This is a genomic window from Mycobacterium sp. BMJ-28, from assembly GCF_054404835.1.
The window spans coordinates 1,911,181-1,931,077 of the sequence record NZ_CM136783.1 but is presented as its reverse complement, the minus strand read 5'-3'; the positions used below and the strand labels follow the sequence as shown (position 1 = coordinate 1,931,077).

At 67.8% G+C, this 19,897-nt stretch carries 16 protein-coding genes; 8 read left to right on the top strand and 8 right to left on the bottom strand.

Features of this window, described 5'->3' with window-relative positions:
* Window positions 1-84 precede the first annotated feature (84 nt).
* On the top strand, window positions 85-426 hold the full coding sequence (locus tag ACXPWS_RS09600; RefSeq protein ID WP_458712214.1) for an HNH endonuclease: 342 nt from the start codon (window positions 85-87) through the stop codon (window positions 424-426).
* Window positions 427-441: 15 nt separating this feature from the next.
* Here ACXPWS_RS09600 and ACXPWS_RS09595 read toward each other — a convergent pair whose 3' ends face one another.
* The 3 genes from ACXPWS_RS09595 to ACXPWS_RS09585 are packed head-to-tail and all read right to left on the bottom strand — an operon-like array spanning window position 442 to window position 1,802.
* Window positions 442-915, bottom strand: a complete 474-nt coding sequence (locus ACXPWS_RS09595; protein ID WP_458712213.1) for a DUF5130 domain-containing protein — start codon at window positions 913-915, stop codon at window positions 442-444.
* Window positions 902-1,132 carry an aa3-type cytochrome oxidase subunit CtaJ gene (gene ctaJ / locus ACXPWS_RS09590; protein WP_458712212.1) on the bottom strand — a complete coding sequence of 77 codons (231 nt, stop codon included), beginning with the start codon at window positions 1,130-1,132 and terminating at the stop codon, window positions 902-904. The genes ACXPWS_RS09595 and ctaJ overlap by 14 nt, the downstream gene beginning before the upstream one ends.
* Window positions 1,133-1,157: 25 nt before the next feature.
* Entirely contained in the window at window positions 1,158-1,802 is a 645-nt protein-coding gene (locus ACXPWS_RS09585; protein ID WP_458712211.1) for an HNH endonuclease, read from the bottom strand.
* A gap of 154 nt (window positions 1,803-1,956) precedes the next feature.
* On the opposite strand from ACXPWS_RS09585, the gene ACXPWS_RS09580 reads away from it, so the two are divergent.
* Window positions 1,957-2,361 carry a globin gene (locus tag ACXPWS_RS09580; RefSeq protein ID WP_458712210.1) on the top strand — a complete coding sequence of 135 codons (405 nt, stop codon included), beginning with the start codon at window positions 1,957-1,959 and terminating at the stop codon, window positions 2,359-2,361.
* Window positions 2,361-3,902: a glycoside hydrolase family 13 protein gene (locus ACXPWS_RS09575; RefSeq protein ID WP_458712209.1), complete on the top strand. Its 1,542-nt coding sequence runs from the start codon at window positions 2,361-2,363 to the stop codon at window positions 3,900-3,902. The genes ACXPWS_RS09580 and ACXPWS_RS09575 overlap by 1 nt, the downstream gene beginning before the upstream one ends.
* On the opposite strand, the gene ACXPWS_RS09570 is transcribed toward ACXPWS_RS09575, so the two are convergent.
* The 5 genes from ACXPWS_RS09570 to ACXPWS_RS09550 all read right to left on the bottom strand — a co-directional run bounded on the left by ACXPWS_RS09570 (window position 3,899) and on the right by ACXPWS_RS09550 (window position 12,103).
* The gene (locus ACXPWS_RS09570; RefSeq protein WP_458712208.1) at window positions 3,899-4,558 is read right to left on the bottom strand and encodes a hypothetical protein; all 660 of its coding nucleotides are present in this window, start codon (window positions 4,556-4,558) and stop codon (window positions 3,899-3,901) included. The genes ACXPWS_RS09575 and ACXPWS_RS09570 overlap by 4 nt on opposite strands.
* Window positions 4,555-4,977 (bottom strand): acyl-CoA thioesterase, encoded by a 423-nt coding sequence (locus ACXPWS_RS09565; RefSeq protein WP_458712207.1) that lies wholly within the window; start codon window positions 4,975-4,977, stop codon window positions 4,555-4,557. Before ACXPWS_RS09565 ends, ACXPWS_RS09570 begins: the two co-directional genes overlap by 4 nt.
* Window positions 4,970-9,814 (bottom strand): NAD-glutamate dehydrogenase, encoded by a 4,845-nt coding sequence (locus tag ACXPWS_RS09560; RefSeq protein ID WP_458712206.1) that lies wholly within the window; start codon window positions 9,812-9,814, stop codon window positions 4,970-4,972. The genes ACXPWS_RS09565 and ACXPWS_RS09560 overlap by 8 nt, the downstream gene beginning before the upstream one ends.
* Window positions 9,815-9,916: 102 nt before the next feature.
* Window positions 9,917-11,590, bottom strand: coding sequence for an energy-dependent translational throttle protein EttA (ettA, locus tag ACXPWS_RS09555; protein WP_458712205.1), 1,674 nt, complete (start codon window positions 11,588-11,590; stop codon window positions 9,917-9,919).
* A gap of 66 nt (window positions 11,591-11,656) precedes the next feature.
* A complete protein-coding gene (locus tag ACXPWS_RS09550; RefSeq protein ID WP_458712204.1) occupies window positions 11,657-12,103 on the bottom strand; it encodes a single-stranded DNA-binding protein in 447 nt (148 codons plus the stop codon).
* A 160-nt stretch (window positions 12,104-12,263) separates the two neighbouring features.
* Between ACXPWS_RS09550 and atzF the strand changes: the two genes are divergently transcribed.
* From atzF to pknB, 5 genes are all read left to right on the top strand, one after another.
* Window positions 12,264-13,883 (top strand): allophanate hydrolase, encoded by a 1,620-nt coding sequence (gene atzF / locus ACXPWS_RS09545; RefSeq protein ID WP_458712203.1) that lies wholly within the window; start codon window positions 12,264-12,266, stop codon window positions 13,881-13,883.
* A 152-nt stretch (window positions 13,884-14,035) separates the two neighbouring features.
* Window positions 14,036-14,533 (top strand): MarR family winged helix-turn-helix transcriptional regulator, encoded by a 498-nt coding sequence (locus tag ACXPWS_RS09540; protein ID WP_458712202.1) that lies wholly within the window; start codon window positions 14,036-14,038, stop codon window positions 14,531-14,533.
* 93 nt (window positions 14,534-14,626) lie between these two features.
* Window positions 14,627-15,031 (top strand): MmpS family transport accessory protein, encoded by a 405-nt coding sequence (locus ACXPWS_RS09535; protein ID WP_458713476.1) that lies wholly within the window; start codon window positions 14,627-14,629, stop codon window positions 15,029-15,031.
* Window positions 15,028-17,931: an MMPL/RND family transporter gene (locus ACXPWS_RS09530; RefSeq protein ID WP_458712201.1), complete on the top strand. Its 2,904-nt coding sequence runs from the start codon at window positions 15,028-15,030 to the stop codon at window positions 17,929-17,931. Before ACXPWS_RS09535 ends, ACXPWS_RS09530 begins: the two co-directional genes overlap by 4 nt.
* Before the next feature lie 110 nt (window positions 17,932-18,041).
* Window positions 18,042-19,886: a Stk1 family PASTA domain-containing Ser/Thr kinase gene (gene pknB / locus ACXPWS_RS09525; RefSeq protein ID WP_458712200.1), complete on the top strand. Its 1,845-nt coding sequence runs from the start codon at window positions 18,042-18,044 to the stop codon at window positions 19,884-19,886.
* Window positions 19,887-19,897: the final 11 nt, after the last annotated feature.

Genomic DNA, 19,897 nt, shown 5'->3' with positions numbered 1-19,897 from the left:
CCCCGCCGCGAGCGTGCGCGTCTGCCCACCGACACGCCGTGCAGGCTGTGCATTCGCGCACGCTCGCGCTGGGAGGATCTAGCCATGGCGGCCACCAACAGTCGGAGAGCCCGCGCCGCACGCAGGCGCACCCGTCGGGTCAAGGCGGTGCTCAACGACCTCACCGACGAACAGTGGGCCGCGCTGAAGGCCGCCTGGAACGGCTGCGCCTACTGCGGCGCCACGGGTAAGCCGCTACAACGCGACTGCGTCATGGCGATCTCCCGCGGCGGCCGGTACACCGTCGAGAACGTGGTACCGGCCTGTGGGGCGTGCAACGCCAGCAAGTGCAACGACGAAGTCACCGGCTGGATGCGGCGCAAGCGCCTCGACGAGCGCGCCTTCCTGGAGCGCTACGTCGCCATCCGGGCGTCGTTCATGACCTGATCGAGCGCGACGCGCTCAGGCCGGAGCAACGCCGGCGGACACCACGCGCACGGCACTGATCAGACCGTCGATCAGGTTGCCCTGCTTGAACGATGCGATCGCTGCGGACACGCCGAGCGGCGCGGCGGTCTCGATACCGCGGCCCTTCAGGTCGGCGCCGTAGACCACCTCGACGACGCGCTGATCCGGCGAGACGGCCAGCAGCACGGCGTTGTCCGGGGTCGGGACCCGGCCCAGGATCTCGCGCGCGGTGGCGGCGGTGTCCTCGCCCAGCGGGCCGAGGTACACCGCGAACCGGGCCTTGGCCGCCCGCGCGCCGTACTTCAGGGCGTCATCGAGGATGACCAGGTCCTTGGTGGGAAACGGGTAGTGCACCGACAGCTCGCCCGGCTCGGTGACGCCCGAGATCCGGCCGCTGTAGGTCAGCGCGTACCCGTAGGGCAGCTCGACGTCCTTGGAGGCGGTCGCCACCTCACTACCACTTGCCACTTGCGGAACCTCCAACGTTCACGTGCGTTCCGTGGCCACCGTGGCCGTGGTCGGCGGGCTCGTCCGACGCCCACAGGATGGGGTCGTGCGTCCACTTCTCGGACAGGGTGTAGGTGGCCGGGTGCGGGCCCTTGCGGGCCAGGGTCGCCACCGCCAGCAGCAGGAACACCAGCAGCGGGACCCCGCCGAGCAGGGAATGGGTCAGTGCAATGCTCACGACGCAAACCGTATCGCAGGGCGTTTCACGCCGCGCCCTCACCCAGATATCTGACCCATGCCGGGTCGAGTTCCTTCACCGAGGACAGCAGCCGCCAATGCTGGCCCTTGGGTGGGGTCGGCACCGCGCGCAGCGACCAGCCCAGCTCGCTGAGCAAATGATCGGCCTTGCGGTGGTTGCACGACGAGCAGGCCGCGACGCAGTTCTCCCAGGAATGCTCGCCGCCCCGGCTGCGCGGGATGACGTGGTCGACGGTGTCGGCCTTCTGCCCGCAGTAGGCGCAGCGGAAGCGGTCCCGGTGCATCAGCGCCGCCCGGGTCATCGGGATGCGGGCGCGGTACGGCACCCGCACGAAACTCCGCAGCCGGATCACCGACGGCACCACGATGGTGCGCGTCGCGGAGTGGATGACCGGTCCGGACGGGTCGTCGTGCACGACGTCGGCTTTGCCACACATCAGCATGATGACCGCACGCCGCATCGGCAGAGCGGTGAGTGGTTCATAGGTGGAGTTGAGCAGCAACACCCTGCGCCGGCCCCACACCGAGCCGGGATGGGTGGCCGGTGGGACGTCGCCGAACGACTGCGGATGGGCATCGACAGGAGCAACCGCGGCCGTGGGGTACCGGTAGCCCGCTCGTCGAGCAGGGCTTTTCTTGCGCTGCGACATTCGTCCTCCGTTGCACAGTCCACCATGGATCGGCGAGCACCGCACGGTAATTTGGCGGGTGTTCGCTGGTCAGTCCGATGAACTTCGGGTGACGGCTTGTTCAACCCGGCCCTCGGCAGGGTGTCCACCGGCGCACCGGGACCGATCCTGGACAATGGACCACGTGACCCAACCCGAGCTCTCGTTCTATGACGAAGTCGGCGGCCACGACACGTTCGCCGCGATCGTGTCGCGGTTCTACGAACTCGTGCGGGACGACGAAATCCTGCTGCCGCTGTACCCCGAAGACGATCTGGCGGGGGCGCAGGAGCGACTGCGGATGTTCCTGGAGCAGTACTGGGGTGGCCCGCGCACCTATTCCGACCAGCGTGGCCACCCGCGGTTGCGGATGAGGCACGCGCCGTTCCGGATCGGCTACCTGGAGCGCGACGCGTGGCTGCGGTGCATGCATACCGCGGTGGCGTCGATCGATTCGCAGACCCTCGACGACGCGCACCGCCAGCTGCTGCTGAACTACCTGAACATGGCGGCCGAGTCGATGGTGAACTCGGCGTTCTGATGGCGCCGCGCAGGCTCGCTCGCCCGGACTGGTGGGCGGATGCCGTTTTCTACCAGCTCTACCCCCGTTCGTTCCGGGACAGCAACGGCGACGGGGTCGGCGACCTGGACGGCATCACCGGCCAGCTGGACTATCTGTCCGCCCTCGGGGTGAACGCGCTGTGGCTCAACCCGGTGATGGTGTCCCCGATGGCCGACCACGGTTACGACGTCGCCGACCCCCGCGACATCGACCCGCTGTTCGGTGACCTGACGGCGCTGGACGGGCTGCTGGCGGCCGCCCATGCACGGGGCATCCGGGTGATGATGGACCTGGTGCCCAACCACGTCAGCTCGGCACATCCATGGTTTCTCGAAGCGCTGGCCGAACCGTCGCGGCGGGACCGATTCATCTTCCGCGACGGTTCCGGTGCCGATGGGGACAATCCGCCCAACAACTGGGTGTCGGTGTTCGGCGGCCCGGCCTGGACCCGGGTGGCCGACGGCCAGTGGTACCTGCACCTGTTCGACAGCGCCCAGCCCGACTTGAACTGGGAGCATCCCGAGGTGTTCGAGGATGTGGAGAAGACGCTGCGGTTCTGGCTGGACCGCGGCGTCGACGGCTTTCGTATCGACGTCGCGCACGGAATGGCGAAACCGCCCGGATTGCCGGACATGTCGCTCACCGACAACGAGCTGCTGCGCAACGCCGAAGACGATCCGCGCTTCGACAACGAGAGCGTGCACGAGATCCACCGCTTCATCCGGCGGGTGCTGGACGACTACCCCGAGTCGGTCGCCGTGGGCGAGGTGTGGGTGCACGGCAACGAACGGTTCGCCAAGTACCTGCGACCCGACGAGCTGCACCTGGGCTTCAACTTCCGGTTGGTGCAAGCGGATTTCGACGCGTCCGAGATTCGGGCCGCCATCGACAACTCGCTGGCCGCGGCCGACCTGGCCCAGGCGGTGCCGACCTGGACACTGTCCAATCACGACGTGGAACGCGAGGTCTCCCGCTACGGCGGCGGCGCGCGGGGGTTGGCCCGGGCCCGGGCCATGGCGCTGGTGATGCTGGCGCTGCCCGGCGTCGCGTTCGTCTACAACGGTGCGGAACTCGGGCTGCCCCAGGTGGACCTGCCCGACGCGGCGCTGCAGGACCCGGTGTGGGAACGGTCCGGGCGCACCGAACGCGGCCGCGACGGCTGCCGGGTGCCGATGCCCTGGTCCGGAGACGCGCCGCCGTTCGGCTTCTCGGCCAACCCGCGGACCTGGTTGCCGATGCCCGCGGGCTGGGCGCCGTTGACGGTGGCGCGCCAGCTCGCCGACCCGGATTCGACGCTGAACTTCTACCGGCGGGCCATCGAATTACGTTCCGAGCGTGCCGAATTCGACGGTCCGATCGAGTGGGTCGGGGTCGGGTCGTTCCGGCGCGAGGGCGGGCTGGTCTGTGTGCTCAACACCGGCGACGCGCCGATGCCGCTACCGGCCGGTGCGGTGTTGCTGGCCAGCGGGACATTGGCCGACGGCCTGCTGCCGCCCGATACCGCGGCCTGGCTGGTCTAACGCAAAACCATGGCGGGGTCGCCGATACGCCGGTACACGGTGCCGAATCGGGCGTCGACCCGCAGCCACGCCGGGTGCACCCGCACCCGCACGATCTCCTCGGCACCGACCTCGCTACCGCTCGGCGGCAGGAAACCCATGGCGGTGAGGGCGAACACGCAGCGCATCGGGATGCCCACCTCGGTGCTGCCGGAGCTCACCGCCAGCACCTCCTGATCGAGCAGGGAAGCCGGCGGGCCGTGTGCGCTGCTGTGTTCCTTGGCCAGGGCGGCGCCTCGTTCGGCCAGATCGAGCACGGCCCGTGCGGGCACATCGTCGAGGTGAACGAACCCGCTTTCCGGGGGCAGCACACCGCGCCAGGCCGAATCCATCGCGAAGCCGGGCTCTACGAACCCCGACACCGCCATCGCCGACAGCGCGCCGACCAGACTGTCGGCGCCCACGCACAGGTCTGTAGGCCGCACCGTTCCGCCGACCACCCGGCTGGCCAGCACATCGAAACCTGTGCCGACCCAGGCGACGATGTTGCCGTCCGGCCGTTGCCGCAGTCGGACCACGGCTGCGTCGTCGAGGCGCAGCGTGCGTTCGGCGAACGTGCTCAGGTCATCGCGACTGGCCGCATCCTCGAGCCAGATGCCCCGCTCCGCATCGGTCACGCCGATGGCCGCAGGTAGCGCTCGAGGTACTCGCGGTGGTGCGGCGCGAGGCGCACCAACTTCTGCTCTTCGATGTTGAAGGCCGCCAACTGCGTTTCCCCGATGACGGCCGGCTTGGAATCGGGATCGGCATGCACCGAGCGCACCTCGTAGCCGAGAGTGAAGTCCACCGCGCGCAGGCGGTTGACCCAGATGGTCACCTGCAACGGCGAATCCGTCAGGCGCACTTGGCCTTTGTAGGACACCTTGACCTCGGCTATCAACAGGCCGGTGGTATCGATGTCGCCGGCGAACGGCTCGTGCAGGAACGGGACCCGGGCCTCTTCCAGGATGGTGACCATGGTCGCGTGATTGACGTGCTGGTACATGTCGATATCCGACCAGCGCACCGGCACCGGCGTGACGAACCCGTTAGCCACTTGATCCCGTTCCACTCGTTCGCGTCATGCTGCGGATCTGGCGGGCGGCCACCGACAGCGTGGCCAGATCCCGCTCGCCTTCGGCGTAGATCTCGTCGAGGGTGCGGCGCGCGCGGGCCACCCGGGAGGTATTGGTGATCTCCCATTCCTCGATCTTCTGCTCACCGTTCTCGTCCGGTTCGCCGACGGCCATCACGTCGAAGCACAGGGCGCGCAACGAACCGTAGATGTCATCCCGAATGGCCAACCGCGCCAACGAATGCCAGCGGTCATCCCGGGACAGCGCGGAGATGGCGGTCAGCAGCCCGTCCGCACCGAGGTGATCCATCAGCGCGAAGTAGGTGTCGGCCACCTCGACGGCGTCACGTTCCAGGATGTCGCTGATGTCGATGACGTCGAGCAGGCTGTACTGGTAGAGGCCGGTGGCCACGGTGTACGCCAACTCACGCGGCACACCCTTGTCGATGAACTCGCCGGCGTCCTTCTCCACGATCGCCTTGTCGTCGCCGCGCAGCCACTCCGACATCCGCGGGGTGAGGGCGGCGACCTTCGCGGCGAACCGGTTGATCTCCGCGCCAACGGCCAACGGCTGCGGGCGGTAGTTGAGCAGCCAACGGCCGGCCCGGTCGATGAGCCGGCGCAGATCCAGCGTCATCCGGTCGGTCACCGCGACCGGCACTCCGGCCGCACCGGCAGCGCGGATGGCGTGCCACACCTCACCGACGTTGAAGATGGCGTCGGTGGCCACGTAGCTGCGCACGGCATCCACCGGGCCGACGCCGACGTCCTCGCTGATCCGGTAGGCGTAGGTGATGCCGCTGGTATCGACGAGGTCGTTGACCAGCATGGTGGTGACGATCTCGCGGCGCAACTGATGGTTGCGGATGTCGGCACCGAACCGGTCGCGCAGCTCGGACGGGAAGTACGACGGCAGCCGGGCGGCGAACACCTCTTGGTCGGGCACGTCGCTGGCCAACAGCTGGTCCTTGAGGGCCAGCTTCACGTGCGCCATCAGCGTCGCCAATTCCGGTGAGGTCAAACCCAATCCAAGGTCGGCGCGGCGGTGGATCTCCTTTTCCGATGGCAGCGCTTCCAGCTCCCGGTTGAGATCGTGCTGGTCGACCAGTTCCTTGATCTGACGGGCGTGCACCGACAACAGGCTGGGCGCGTTGGCCCGGCTGGTGCCCATCAGGTCGTTCTGGTCCCTGTTGTCGGCGAGCACCAGTTCGCCCACCTCGTCGGTCATCGACATCAGCAGATCGGAGCGCTGGCTTGCCTCGATGCGCCCGGCGGTGACCAGCGAGTCGATCAGGATCTTGATGTTGACCTCGTGGTCGGAGCAGTCCACACCGGCCGAGTTGTCCATCGCGTCGGTGTTGATCCGCCCGCCGTTGAGGTCGAACTCGATCCGGCCGCGCTGGGTCACTCCCAGGTTGCCGCCCTCGCCGACCACCTTGACCCGCAACTGATTTCCGTTCACCCGCACCGGGTCGTTGGCTCGGTCACCGACCGCGGCGTCGGACTCGGTCTCGGCCTTTATGTAGGTGCCGATACCGCCGTTCCAGAACAGGTCCACCGGCGCCAGCAGCACCGCCTTCATCAAGGCCGGCGGGGTCATCTCGGTGACATCGTCGGCAAGGCCGAGCGCGGCGCGCACCTGCGGGCTGACCGGAATGGACTTCTGCTCGCGGCTGTACACGCCGCCGCCTTCGCTGATCAGCGACCGGTCGTAGTCGTCCCAGCTGGAGCGCGGCAGCGCAAACATCCGCGTCCGTTCCACCCACGAGGTCGCCGGGTCCGGGTCGGGATCCAGGAAGATGTGCCGGTGGTCGAAGGCGGCGATCAGCCGAATGTGCTTGGACAGCAACATCCCGTTGCCGAACACGTCACCGCTCATGTCGCCGACGCCGACCACGGTGAAGTCCTGGGTCTGCGTGTCGACGCCCATCTCGCGGAAGTGCCGCATCACCGATGCCCAGGCACCCTTGGCGGTGATGCCCATCGCCTTGTGGTCGTAGCCCACCGAGCCGCCGGAGGCGAAGGCGTCGCCCAGCCAGAAGCCGTAGGACTTGGCGACGTCGTTGGCGATATCGGAGAACGTCGCGGTGCCCTTGTCGGCGGCGACCACCAGGTAGGCATCGTCACCGTCGCGGCGCACCACACCCGTTGGGGTGATGACGTTTCCGGTCGATTTCTCGACGTTGTCGGTCAGGTCGAGCAGGCCCGAGATGAACAATCGGTAGCACGCCACGCCCTCCGCACGCTGGGCGTCCCGATCGGCGGCGGCATCCCCGGTGGGCAGCGCGGGCTGTTTGACGACGAAACCGCCCTTGGCGCCGACCGGCACGATGACGGCGTTCTTCACCGCCTGCGCCTTGACCAGGCCGAGGATCTCGGTGCGGAAGTCCTCCCGGCGATCCGACCAGCGCAACCCGCCGCGGGCAACGAAACCGAATCGCAGGTGTACACCTTCCACCCGTGGCGAGTACACGAAGATCTCGAAACGCGGCCGCGGCAGCGGAAGCTCGTTGATCAGGCCCGGATTGAGCTTGAACGAGACCACATCCTGGGCGCGCGCCGAGTCCGGGCTGGTGACGAAGTAGTTGGTGCGCAGGGTGGCTTGCACCAGGCTGGCGAAGGCACGCAGCACCCGGTCGGTGTCCAGACTCACCAAGGCGTCGATGTCGGCGGCGACGGCGGCCGCGGCGGCCTGGGCGTCGCGCGGGGGTTCGGCTCCGGGATCGAACAGAGCCTCGAACAGTTCCACCAGTGAGCGGGCGGTGCCGGCGTTGTCGTTGAGCACCGTCTCGATATGGGACTGGCTGTACGGGAATCCGGCCTGGCGCAGGTACTTCGCGTAACCACGCAGGATGGTGACTTGCTGCCAGGTCAAGCCGGCACGCAACACCAACTCGTTGAACCGGTCGATCTCGGCTCGGCCGTGCCAGATCGCGGTGACCGCGTCGGCGAACAGCGTCGCGGTGGTGTCGGGGTCCTCGTCGGCGGGAATCGACTGGTGCGGCGAGACTTTGAACTGGTAGATCCAGACCGGCAGGCCGTCGGCGCGGATGACCGTGAAGGGCCGCTCCTCCAGCACCACCACACCCATGCACTGCAACATCGGCAGCAGTTCGGACAGCGATGCCGAGCGCCCGCCCAGATACCACGTCAGCTTGGCGACGCGGTCGTCGCCGGTCCCCTCGGCGAACACCAGCTTCACCGAATTGTCTTGCAGCTGTTCGACGATCGCGATGTCGCCGATGGCTTCGGCCGGGGTGAAGGCCTGCTTGTAGACCTCCGGGAAGGCGGCCGCGTAGTGCTCGGCCAGGCGTTGCCCGATGGCGCCGGACTTGACCGACCCGATCAGGCGGTCGGCCCAGGTGCGGGACGCCTCGGTGAGCAACTGCTGGATCCGGCTCTCGTTCTCCGACGAGGTGTCGATATCGGCGCGGCGCACCCCTGCGGGCATCTTGATGGTGAAATGCACTACCGCCCAGGGTGATTCGCTGACCCGCGCGGCATAGTCGATGCTGACGCCACCGAGTTCGCGCACCAGGATGTCCTGGATGTTCAGCCGCACCGCGGTGGTGTACCTGTCACGGGGCAGATACACCAGGGCCGAAACGAAATGCCCGAGTTGGTCGGCGCGCAGGAACAGCAGGGCACGGCGCAGCGAACCGAGGTCGACCACCGCCCGCGCGGTCTCCAGCAGTTCGCGACTGCTCAGCGCGAACAGTTCGGAGCGCGGGATGGTCTGGATGATGTCCAGCATCAACTGGCTGGGATGGCTCGGATCGCCCTGGGTCCGGGACAGCACTTCGTCGACCCGGCGGGCGATCAGCGGGATCTCCAGCACGTTGGCGTTCATCGCCGCCACCGTGAACAGCCCCACGAAGCGGTGCTCGACGGCCTGGTTGGATGCCGCGCCACCGAAATTCTCCCGGACCACCACCATGTACGGGTAGGCGCCGTACCGCAGGAAGCTGGGCATGGTCGCCTGCGCCAGCACCAGCAGATCGCCGGGTGTGGTGAGCTCCGGGAAGACATCGGTACGCAGCCGCAACACCCCCAGCCGGCTGGCCGGGTCGACCGTGGCCGCGCCGCCCTGCACCGCGCAACGCTGATAGCCCAGCAGCACGAAATGACCGTCGGCCAGCCAGCGCAGCAGCGAGGCGACATCGCGGCGGTCGGGGCCGGCGAAGTGGCCGGCGTGATCGGCGTCCAGCGCGTTGCCGAGCCCGACCAGCATCGCGTTGAGCGCCGAGGAATCCGTGGCGACCTGGCGTGCGTCGGCGAGCACGCCGGGCAGCAGGGCGGCGGCCTCGGCCACCGCGGCCGGATCGGCGGTCGGCGCGAGCCGGACGTGGATCCAGGTCTCGTCGATCCCGACCGCCGGTGCGCCGGGCCCGACCGACGGGGCGACGTCCCGCAATTCGCCGCCGGTTCCGCGCTGCACCCGCAGCACCGGATTCATGATCGACACGTAGTTCACGCCGAGCCGGTGCAACAGCACCGTCACCGAATCCATCAGCATCGGGCTGTGATCGGTGACCACCTGCAGCGCCGGACCGAATCCACCCGGGGCGTCAGCGGGGTACACCGCCACCAGGGTCTCCCCCGGCGCCCGGCGCTGACCGAGCCGGGTGTGGGCGGCCAGCAGTGCCGGCGACATCACCTGGGCGGTGACGGCCCGGTCCACCGGCACGGTGACGGCGACGTCGTTGGAGGGCGCGTCGCCGTGGGGCCCGTGATGGGTGGCCAGGTAGGCCGTCGCCAGACGCCCGACGGCATCCTCACTCAGCTGTAACTGCTGTGTGGCTGCTGGATTCACCGTCATGCCGGGGGCTCCTCTTCAACGCCTCTGCGCACCGCCCTCGTCGGCTGCACGCACGAGCGACACTAGTCTTACCGCCGAACGCCAGGGCCCGGCTCCACCGGATCAGTCGCGGGTGAGCCTGCGGTGGGTGACCCGGTGCGGCCGTGCGGCGTCGGCGCCGAGGCGCGCGATCTTGTTCTCCTCGTAGGCACCGAAGTTGCCCTCGAACCAGAACCACTTGGCCTCGTTGTCGTCGTCGCCCTCCCACGCCAAGATGTGCGTGCAGGTGCGGTCCAGGAACCAGCGGTCGTGGGAAATCACCACGGCACAGCCCGGGAAGCTCTCCAGCGCATTCTCCAGCGAGCTCAGCGTCTCCACGTCGAGGTCGTTGGTGGGCTCGTCGAGCAGGATCAGGTTGCCGCCCTCTTTGAGGGTGAGCGCGAGGTTGAGGCGGTTGCGTTCGCCACCGGACAGCACACCCGCGGGCTTCTGCTGATCGGGACCCTTGAACCCGAACGCCGAGACATAGGCCCGGGACGGGATCTCGTTCTGGCCGACCTCGATGTAGTCCAGGCCGTCGGAGACCACCTGCCAGACGTTCTTCTTCGGGTCGATGCCGCCGCGATTCTGGTCGACATAGCTGAGCTTCACCGTCTCGCCGACCCTCACCTCGCCGCTGTCCGGTGACTCCAGACCGACGATGGTCTTGAACAGCGTGGTCTTACCGACACCGTTGGGGCCGATCACGCCGACGATGCCGTTGCGCGGCAGCGTGAAGGACAGGTCCTTGATGAGCGTGCGGCCGTCGAAGCCCTTGTCCAGGTGCTCGACCTCGACCACCAGGTTGCCCAGTCGCGGCGGGGCCGGGATCTGGATCTCCTCGAAGTCGAGCTTGCGCGTCTTCTCCGCCTCGGCCGCCATCTCCTCGTAACGGCCCAGGCGGGCCTTGTTCTTGGCCTGGCGCGCCTTGGCGCCGGAGCGCACCCAGGCCAGCTCTTCCTTGAGCCGCTTCTGCAGCTTCTGGTCCTTCTTGCCCTGGACCTCGAGGCGGTCGGCCTTCTTCTCCAGGTAGGTCGAGTAGTTGCCCTCGTACGGGTAGGCGCGGCCACGGTCGAGTTCGAGGATCCACTCGGCGACGTTGTCCAGGAAGTAGCGATCGTGGGTGACGGCCAGGATCGCGCCCTTGTAGTCGGCGAGATGCTGTTCCAGCCACAGCACGCTCTCGGCGTCGAGGTGGTTGGTGGGCTCGTCGAGCAGCAGCAGGTCGGGCTTGGACAGCAGCAGCTTGCACAACGCGACGCGGCGCTTTTCACCACCGGACAGGTGGGTCACGGGCTCGTCGGGCGGCGGGCAGCGCAGCGCGTCCATGGCCTGCTCCAGCTGGGAGTCGATATCCCAGGCGTCGGCGGCGTCCAGCTCCTCCTGCAGCTGGCCCATCTCGTCCATCAGCTCATCGGTGTAGTCGGTCGCCATCAACTCGGCGACCTCGTTGTACCGGTTGAGCTTGGCCTTGACGGCGACGCCTTCCTCGACGTTTTCGCGGACGGTCTTGGTCTCGTCGAGTTTCGGCTCCTGCATGAGGATGCCGACCGTCGCGCCGGGCGCCAGGAAGGCGTCGCCGTTGTTGGCCTGGTCGATCCCGGCCATGATCTTGAGGACACTCGACTTACCGGCCCCGTTGGGACCGACGACGCCGATCTTCGCGCCCGGAAGGAAGTTCAGGGTGACGTCGTCAAGGATGACCTTGTCGCCGTGCGCCTTGCGGACCTTCCGCATCGTGTAGATAAATTCGGCCATGCCGTGGTCTTGCCTTTCGTCCGCCAAAGTCTCGCGGAACCATCCTAGGCACGGCCGGCTCCACGACTAAGCCGAGATCGGCAGCTCGTCCGGTGCGGGGGTGTCCTCGGCGTCCTCAGCGCCGTCGGACTCGGCCGGTGACACCGGCTCGACCGCCTGCCGCGACCTGTCCAGCTTGGCCCGGCAACGGGTCAGATCCGGCCCGACCGACGCCGCGCGGACCTCGACGGTGGACCGGCGGTTGCCCTCCTTGTCCTCGTATTCGTTGGTGTAGATCTGCCCGACGACGACAACCGGGTCGCCCTTGTAGAGCACCCCGGCCACCCCGTCGGCGACCTTCCCCCAGCAATTGACGGTGAGGTACAACGAGTTGCCGGGCTCCCAGGTGCCCTCGGCAGTGCGCCGGCGCGAGTTGCTGGCCACCCGGAACCGGACGAATTCCTGGTCGCCGACCCGGCGCGGGACGACGTCGGTGATCACGGTGCCGACGACGGAGAACGGGGTCTCGAACATGGCATTGCCTTTCAGTCATTTCTCGGTACCGGCGTGGTCGCCGGCTTGTGCACCCATTCACCCGTCCGGCACCGACACGGCGCCCCGGCACGCCCCCGCCGGGACCGTCGGCTGTGGATCAATCCGGCACTGTGGATAACCGGGCCCTAGGGTTTGGCCCATGACTGTGTGGATCAGCCGACGCCCCGACGCCGATATCGACGCCGATCTGGCCGCCAGCCGCGCGGCCGGTGGACCGCTGGCCGGGGTGCGGCTGGCCGTCAAGGACAACGTGGACGCCGCGGGGCTGCCGACCACCGCGGCGTGTCCGGAATTCAGCTATCTGCCCGAGTCCGATGCGCCGGTGGTCGCGGCGCTGCGCGCGGCCGGCGCGGTGGTGGTCGGCAAGACCAACTTGGACCAGTTCGCCACCGGCCTGGTCGGCACGCGCTCCCCGTACGGCGCGGTGTCCGACACCCGCAGGCCCGACCACATCAGCGGCGGCTCGAGTTCGGGTTCGGCCGCGGCGGTGGCCTCGGGCCAGGCCGATATCGCGATCGGTACCGACACCGCGGGGTCGGGCCGGGTCCCGGCCGGTTTGCAGGGCATCGTCGGCATCAAACCGACCCTCGGGGTGATCAGCACCGCGGGCGTGGTGCCGGCGTGCGAGTCCTATGACTGCGTCACGATTTTCGCCCGCGACCTGGAACAGGCCGACACCGCGATGGCGGTGATGTCCGCCGCCGGGGACCGGGCCTGGCCGGCCGACACCCGCCTGGCCGCGCCACCGAATCCCGTTGTCGCCGTTCCTTCGTCACTGCCTGCGCTGGACGACACCTGGCGGGCCGCGTTCGCGGCCGCGGTCGCCACCCTGGAGCAGGCCGGCGCCCACATCGTCAAGGTCGACATCGACCCGTTCCTGGCCGCCGCCCGACTGCTCTACGACGGCGCCCTGGTGTCCGAAAGATACGCCGCGGTGGGCGAATTCATCGATACCCACCCGGATGCCCAGCTGGATCCGACCGTGGCGCGCATCGTCACCGGAGCCCGCGACATCCCGGCGCACCGCCTGGTCGCCGACCGCCGCGAGGTGGCCCGGTTGCGCGCGATCGCGATGGCAGCGCTGGAGGGAACGGATGCGCTGCTGGTGCCGACGGCACCTCGCCATCCGAGCCTGGCCGAGGTGGCGGCCGACCCGGTGGGGGTGAATTCGGCCATGGGCACCTATACCAACTTCTGCAATCTGTTCGACCTCTGCGGTGTCGCGGTGCCCACCGGCACCGCGGGCGATGCGCAGTTCGGCGTCACCGTACTGGCCCGCGCCTTCGACGACGCGGTCGCCGTCGACATTGCCGCCATGGCCGCTGGAATAACTGTCCCACAACATGTTTGGCCACTGTCCGTGGCCGCCAACACCGAGCTGGTGGTGTTCGGCGCACATCTGCGCGGCGGTGCGCTGGTGGCTCAGCTGACCGATCTGGGTGCCCGGTGGGCCGGCGAGCTGACGACGGCGCCGCGCTACCGGATGACGGTGCTGCCCACCACGCCGGCCAAACCGGCCGTGACCCGCGTCGCCGACGGCGCCGACGGCGCGGCGCTGCTGGGACACCGGTGGCTGCTCTCCCCTGCCGCACTGGGCCGGTTCCTGGCCGCCCTGCCCGCCCCGATGCAGCTGGGCAAGGTCGAATTCGCCGATGGGACCTGGCGCACCGCGTTCGCCGCCGACGCGTCGGCGGCCACCGGCCCGGACATCAGCGGGTACGGCAGCTGGCCTTCGGCCATCGCGGCCGGAGCGATCTAACACAGCCATCGCGGCCGGAGCGGTCTAGCACCGATCACCTACATCACACCACGCATTTAAATAAGCCCGAAACGACACAGTTGACAGCAGACTCACAGGCCCCACCTATGCCTCCGCTATCGATTAGATAAGCTCCGTGATATAGATACGGTGTGAATCCGCGACCGTCCGGCGAATCCGCACACGAGTGCATCGGCCGGTTGCTCGACGACGCAACGGATCTGACCGCGCGTTTCCTGTCCGATCGGGCCGAGCTGAGCGCATCGGCGGCCTATGCCATCCACCGGGTGTCCCGCGAAGGCCCGATCCGGCTCACCGCGCTGGCCGCCAAGGAAGGCGTCAGTCAGCCGTCGATGACCCAGCTGATGCAACGCCTGGCCCGCGCCGATCTGGTCGCCAGGGTGCCCGATCCCGAGGACGGCCGGGCCTGCCTGATCGGGATCACCGAACAGGGTCAGGCGTTGCTGGACAACCGCAGGCGCACCCGCCGCGACCGGCTGCACGAGTTGTTGGCGACCTTGACGCCCGAAGAGCAACGCGCGCTGTGGCTGGCGGCGACCGTCGCCGGCCCGATCCTGGCCCGGCTGGCTGCCGATGCCGACACCGCAGACCGAACGGATGACGCCGCGCACGACCGAGGCGGCGAGTAACGAAGTTTCACGGTCGGCGGCGCTGTCGCGACCGATTGATCGGGGAAAGAGGTTGGGGTGAAAGCAATTCCGATTGGACGCTGGCTGAAGAACATGTGGATTCCAGTGGTCCTGATCGTGGTACTGGCCGTCTCGGGGCTGGTGGTATCGCGACTGCACAAGATGTTCGCGTCCGAGGACCTCAACGCCAACTCCGGAGCCGGCATCGAGATCGTCCAGTTCAATCCCAAGGTCGTTGTCTACGACGTGTACGGCGCGCCGGGCAGCACCGCACAGATCAGTTATTTCGACCCGGACGCCAACGTCCACTCGGTCACCGCGCCGCTGCCGTGGTCGGTCACCCTGTCGACGACGTTGCCGACGGTCAGCGCCAATCTGATGGCGCGGACCGACGGCGAGCAGATCGGCTGCCGGGTCACCGTCAACGGCACCGTCCGTGAGGAGCAATCAGCCGATGGCATCAGCGCCCAGACCTACTGCCTGGTGAAGTCCGCATGAGCCGCCCCACCGCCACCGCCGCACCGGCCGGTGCGCAGAAGCATCCCGTCCTTCCGCACGCGATCCGCATTCTCGCGGTCCCGATCGTGCTGGCCTGGCTGGCCATCGCCGTGCTGGTGAACGTCATCGCCCCGCAGCTCGAGGTGGTCGGCGAATTGCACTCGGCACCAATGACGCCGGATGACGCGCCGTCGGTGATCGCGATGAAGCGCATGGGTGACAACTTCAAGGAGTTCAACTCCAACGCCACCGTCATGGTGGTCATCGAGGGCGACAAGCCGCTGGGGCCCGATGCCCACGATTACTACAACGAGATCATCAAGAAGCTGGAGCAGGACCCCGCGCACATCCAGCACATTCAGGATTTCTGGGGCGACACCCTCACCGCGGCCGGCGCCCAGAGTGCCGACGGCAAGGCGTCCTACGTGATGCTCAACCTGGCCGGCGAACAGGGCCAGACCCTGGCCAATGAGGGTGTCGAAGCGGTCCGCAAGGCCATCGAGGAGACCGCGGCGCCGCCGGGTGTCAAGGCCTACGTCGCGGGACCGGCGGCGCTCACCAACGACATGCACGTCATCGGCAATGCCAGCCTGGGGCAGATCACCCTGTACACGCTGATCGCGATCGCCGGCATGCTGCTGGTGGTGTACCGATCGGTCAAAACCACACTGGTGCAGCTGTTCTTGACCTTCATCGGGCTGCTGACCGCACGCGGTGTGATCTCGGTGCTGGCGATGCAGGACGTGTTCGGGCTGACGACGTTCGCCGGGAACATCCTGACCATGCTGGCGATCGCGGCGGCCACCGACTACGGCATCTTCATCTTCGGCCGCTACCGCGAGGCCCGCGGTATGGGCGAGGATCGGGACAGCGCGTACTACACGACATTCAAGTCGGTCGCCCCGGTCATCGTCGGCTCGGGCCTCACCATCGCCGGTGCGACCTACTGCCTGAGTTTCTCGCGGCTGCCGTACTTCAGCACCATGGGCGCCCCGGTCGCCATCGGCATGGTCGTCGTCGTCGCCTCCGCGGTGACGCTGGGTCCGGCGGTGTTGTTCCTCGGCAGCAGGGTCGGCTGGTACGAATCGAAACGCCCGCCGCAGAGCCGGTTCTGGCGTCGCGTCGGGACGGCGGTGGTGCGCTGGCCCGCGCCCGTTCTGGTCGCGAGCCTGTTCGTGGTGCTGATCGGCATCGTGGCGATCCCCGGCTACAAGGCGGCCTACAACGACCGCTACTTCCTGCCCGGCGACGCCCCGGTCAACATCGGGTTCGCCGCCGCCGACCGGCATTTCTCCCAAGCCAGGATGAATCCCGACATCCTGATGGTCGAATCCGGGCACGACATGCGCAATCCCGCCGACATGCTGGTGCTCAACGCGGTGGCCCGAAACGTCATGCACACCGAGGGCATCGCGATGGTGCAGAACATCACCAGGCCGCTGGGAATCCCCATCCAGCACAGCTCGATTCCGTTCCAGACCAGCGTGCAGGGGCAGACCAGCAATATGAATCTGCCGTTCCAGCGCCAGCAACTGGCCGACCAGCTCAAGACGATCGATGCCACCAACACCTCGATCGACATCCTGGAGAAGCAGTACCAGCTGTCGCTGCAGCAGACCAAACTCACCATGGACTCGGCGGCCAAATCCCAGGAGCTGCTGAAGGTCACCGAGCAGCTGCGGGACAACATCGCGAACTTCGATGACCAGTTCCGGCCCCTGCGCAACTATTTCTACTGGGAACCGCACTGCTTCGACATCCCGATGTGCGCCGCGACCCGGTCGGTCTTCGACGCCCTGGATTCCATCGACGAGGTGACCGACAAGACGGGGGCGGTGCAGGTCAACACCGACCAATTGGCGGACCTGGCACCGAAACTGACTGCGCTGCTTCCTCAGACGATCGCGTCGATGAAGACCAGCCGGGACCTGTCGCTGGCGTCCTACAACTCGCAGAAGGCCCTGCTCGACCAGATGGAGGCGAGCAACAACACCGCCCTGGCGATGGGACAGAGTTTCGACGAGGCCAAGAACGACGACCTGTTCTTCCTGCCGCCGGAAGCGTTCCAGAACCCCGATTTCGAGCGCGGCCTGAAGATGTTCCTGGCGCCCGACGGCAAGTCGGCCCGGATGTTCATCACCCACGAGACGGATCCGGCGACCCCCGAAGGTATCGCCCGGGTCGACTCCGAACGCAAGGCCGCCCAGGAGGCCTTGAAGATGTCGTCGCTGTCGGACGCCAAGATCTACCTCGGCGGTGTCGCGGCGACGTACAAGGACATGGCCGACGGCGCCCGCTACGACCTGATGATCGCCGTGGTGTCGGCGCTGACGCTGATCTTCATGATCATGCTCATCCTGACCCGCAGCGCCGTGGCGGCGCTGGTGATCGTCGCCACCGCCGGCAGCTCGATCGCGGCGTCGTTCGGCATCTCCGTGCTGATCTGGCAGAACCTGTTCGGCATCCACGTGCACTGGCTGGTCATGCTGATGTCGGTGATCATCCTGCTGGCGGTGGGGGCCGACTACAACCTGCTGCTGGTGTCCCGGTTCCGGGAGGAGATCCACGCCGGGCTCAAGACCGGCATCATCCGGTCGATGGCGGGCACCGGCGGCGTGGTGACCTCCGCGGGGCTGGTGTTCGCGGCCACCATGGCGGCGATGCTGGGCAGCCAGCTGGTGGTGCTGGCCCAGATGGGCTCCACGATCGCGATCGGCCTGCTGGTGGACACGCTGATCGTGCGATCACTGCTGATGCCGTCCATCGCCACCCTGCTGGGCCGGTGGTTCTGGTGGCCCCAGGTGGTCTATCCGCGCGGTGATTACCAGTTCCTGCCACCTCAGCCCAAGCGGCCGCCGAGCACCGACGCCGACACCGAGGCGCTGCCCGTTCAGGCTTAGCGCACGGCCGCGGTGGGTCGTGTAGCCGGGGTGACGGACCCGCCGCTTGCGGGTTGAGCGATGATCGAGGGTGTGGGATATGACAGCGTCAGCATGCGCGGGGTAGCACGATGACCGTGCCTCAGCAGCTGACCGACCGCTACGAGCTGGGCGAAATCCTGGGCTTCGGGGGCATGTCGGAGGTGCACAAGGCCCGCGACGTCCGGTTGCACCGCGACGTCGCGATCAAGATCCTGCGCGCCGATCTGGTCCGCGACCCGAGCTTTTATCAGCGGTTCCGCCGGGAGGCCAAGCACACCGCGGCGCTGAACCACCCCTCGATCGTGGCGGTGTTCGACACCGGTGAGGCGCAGACGCCGAACGGGAAGCTGCCCTTCCTGGTGATGGAGTTCGTCGAGGGGCTGACCGTCGGCAAGCTGATCCAGCGCCACGGCGCGATGGCGCCGCACCGCGCCATCTCGATCATCGGCGAGGTGTGCACGGCGCTGGAGTTCAGCCACAGCCGCGGCATCGTGCACCGCGACATCAAGCCGGCGAACATCATGATCACCCCGTCCGGCGCCGTGAAGGTGATGGACTTCGGGATCGCGCATGCCATGAACGCCACCACCGGTGACCGGCTCACCGCCACCTCCGCGGTGGTCGGCACGGCTCAATATTTCTCCCCGGAGCAGGCCCGCGGCCAAGAGGTCGACGCCCGCACCGACGTGTACTCCCTGGGCTGCGTACTGTACGAAATGCTGACCGGGCAGGCACTTTTCAACGGTGACACCCCGCTGGCCGTCGCCTACCAGCACGTCCGCGAACGACCCGTCCCGCCGTCGCAGCGGCATGCCGGTATCTCCCCCGAACTCGACGCCGTGGTGCTCAGGGCGCTGGCCAAGAAACCCGAGAACCGGTATCAGAGCGCGGCCGCGATGCACGCCGATCTGATGCGGGTCGGCAGCGGCAACGCCCCGGAGGCGCCCGCCGTGCCTGCCGACGACACCGACGACAGGCCGGCCGCCGTCGACCCCCACCCACACACCTTGCAGATGCCCGCCGTCGCACCGCAGCGCAGCAACTCGCGGCGCTGGTTGGTCGCCGGCGCCCTCGCGGTCGTCGCGCTGCTGGTGATCGCCGGTGTGTACATCGTCGGCACCATGAACCGGGTCCGGGTGCCCGACGTGCACGGGCTGACCCGCCAGGAAGCGGTCAGCCAGCTGGCCGACCGCGGACTGACCCCGCAGGTGGACACCAAACCCGACGGCTCGGTCGAGCCCGGCAGGGTGATCGGTACCGATCCGGGCGCCGACTCCTCGGTGTCGTCGGGCAGCGATATCACCCTCAACGTGTCGACCGGACCGGAGCAGCGCCGCATCCCGGATGTCTCCACGCTGGGCTACGACGACGCGGTGCAGAAGCTGCATGACGCCGGTTTCGACAATGTGCGGCGGATGTCGCGAGCCTCCAAGGCCGAGGAGCAGGACCGGGTGGTCGGCACTGCCCCGGCGGCCCAGCAGGATTCGGCCACCAGCAATGAGATCGTCATCTTCGTCGGATCGGGACCGGCGACCCGCGAGGTGCCCGATGTGGCGACGCAGAACGAGGACCAGGCCAAGCAGATTCTCGACGCCGCGGGATTCACCGATGTGTTGCCGATACCTACCGACGGCATCCTGCCGCCGGGCCAGGTGATCGCCACCGACCCGCCGGCGGGTGCCTCCGTCGCCTCCGACACCGCGATCACCCTCAAGGTCTCGCGGGGCAACCAGTTCGAGATGCCCGACGTGAGAAACATGTTCTACGGCGACCTATTCCAGTACCTGGCGAGCTTCGGCTTCACCGGGCGGTTGGACAAGGGACCCGATATCGACGCCGGCGCTGATAAGCGCAACAAGGTGGTGCAGCAGGATCCGGCGCCGAAGGTACCCGTGAGCCGCGACGGCACCATCACGGTGAACTACGGGTCCTGAGCACCGCACTG

What these genes read in the sequence shown, in the direction of transcription:
- ACXPWS_RS09600 (WP_458712214.1), top strand. Translation starts at nt 85, where the DNA reads ATGGCGGCCACCAACAGTCGGAGAGCCCGCGCCGCACGCAGGCGCACC.
- ACXPWS_RS09585 (WP_458712211.1), bottom strand. Translation starts at nt 1,802, where the DNA reads ATGTCGCAGCGCAAGAAAAGCCCTGCTCGACGAGCGGGCTACCGGTAC.
- ACXPWS_RS09580 (WP_458712210.1), top strand. Translation starts at nt 1,957, where the DNA reads ATGGACCACGTGACCCAACCCGAGCTCTCGTTCTATGACGAAGTCGGC.
- ACXPWS_RS09575 (WP_458712209.1), top strand. Translation starts at nt 2,361, where the DNA reads ATGGCGCCGCGCAGGCTCGCTCGCCCGGACTGGTGGGCGGATGCCGTT.
- ACXPWS_RS09560 (WP_458712206.1), bottom strand. Translation starts at nt 9,814, where the DNA reads ATGACGGTGAATCCAGCAGCCACACAGCAGTTACAGCTGAGTGAGGAT.
- ettA (WP_458712205.1), bottom strand. Translation starts at nt 11,590, where the DNA reads ATGGCCGAATTTATCTACACGATGCGGAAGGTCCGCAAGGCGCACGGC.
- ACXPWS_RS09550 (WP_458712204.1), bottom strand. Translation starts at nt 12,103, where the DNA reads ATGTTCGAGACCCCGTTCTCCGTCGTCGGCACCGTGATCACCGACGTC.
- atzF (WP_458712203.1), top strand. Translation starts at nt 12,264, where the DNA reads ATGACTGTGTGGATCAGCCGACGCCCCGACGCCGATATCGACGCCGAT.
- ACXPWS_RS09535 (WP_458713476.1), top strand. Translation starts at nt 14,627, where the DNA reads ATGTGGATTCCAGTGGTCCTGATCGTGGTACTGGCCGTCTCGGGGCTG.
- ACXPWS_RS09530 (WP_458712201.1), top strand. Translation starts at nt 15,028, where the DNA reads ATGAGCCGCCCCACCGCCACCGCCGCACCGGCCGGTGCGCAGAAGCAT.
- pknB (WP_458712200.1), top strand. Translation starts at nt 18,042, where the DNA reads ATGACCGTGCCTCAGCAGCTGACCGACCGCTACGAGCTGGGCGAAATC.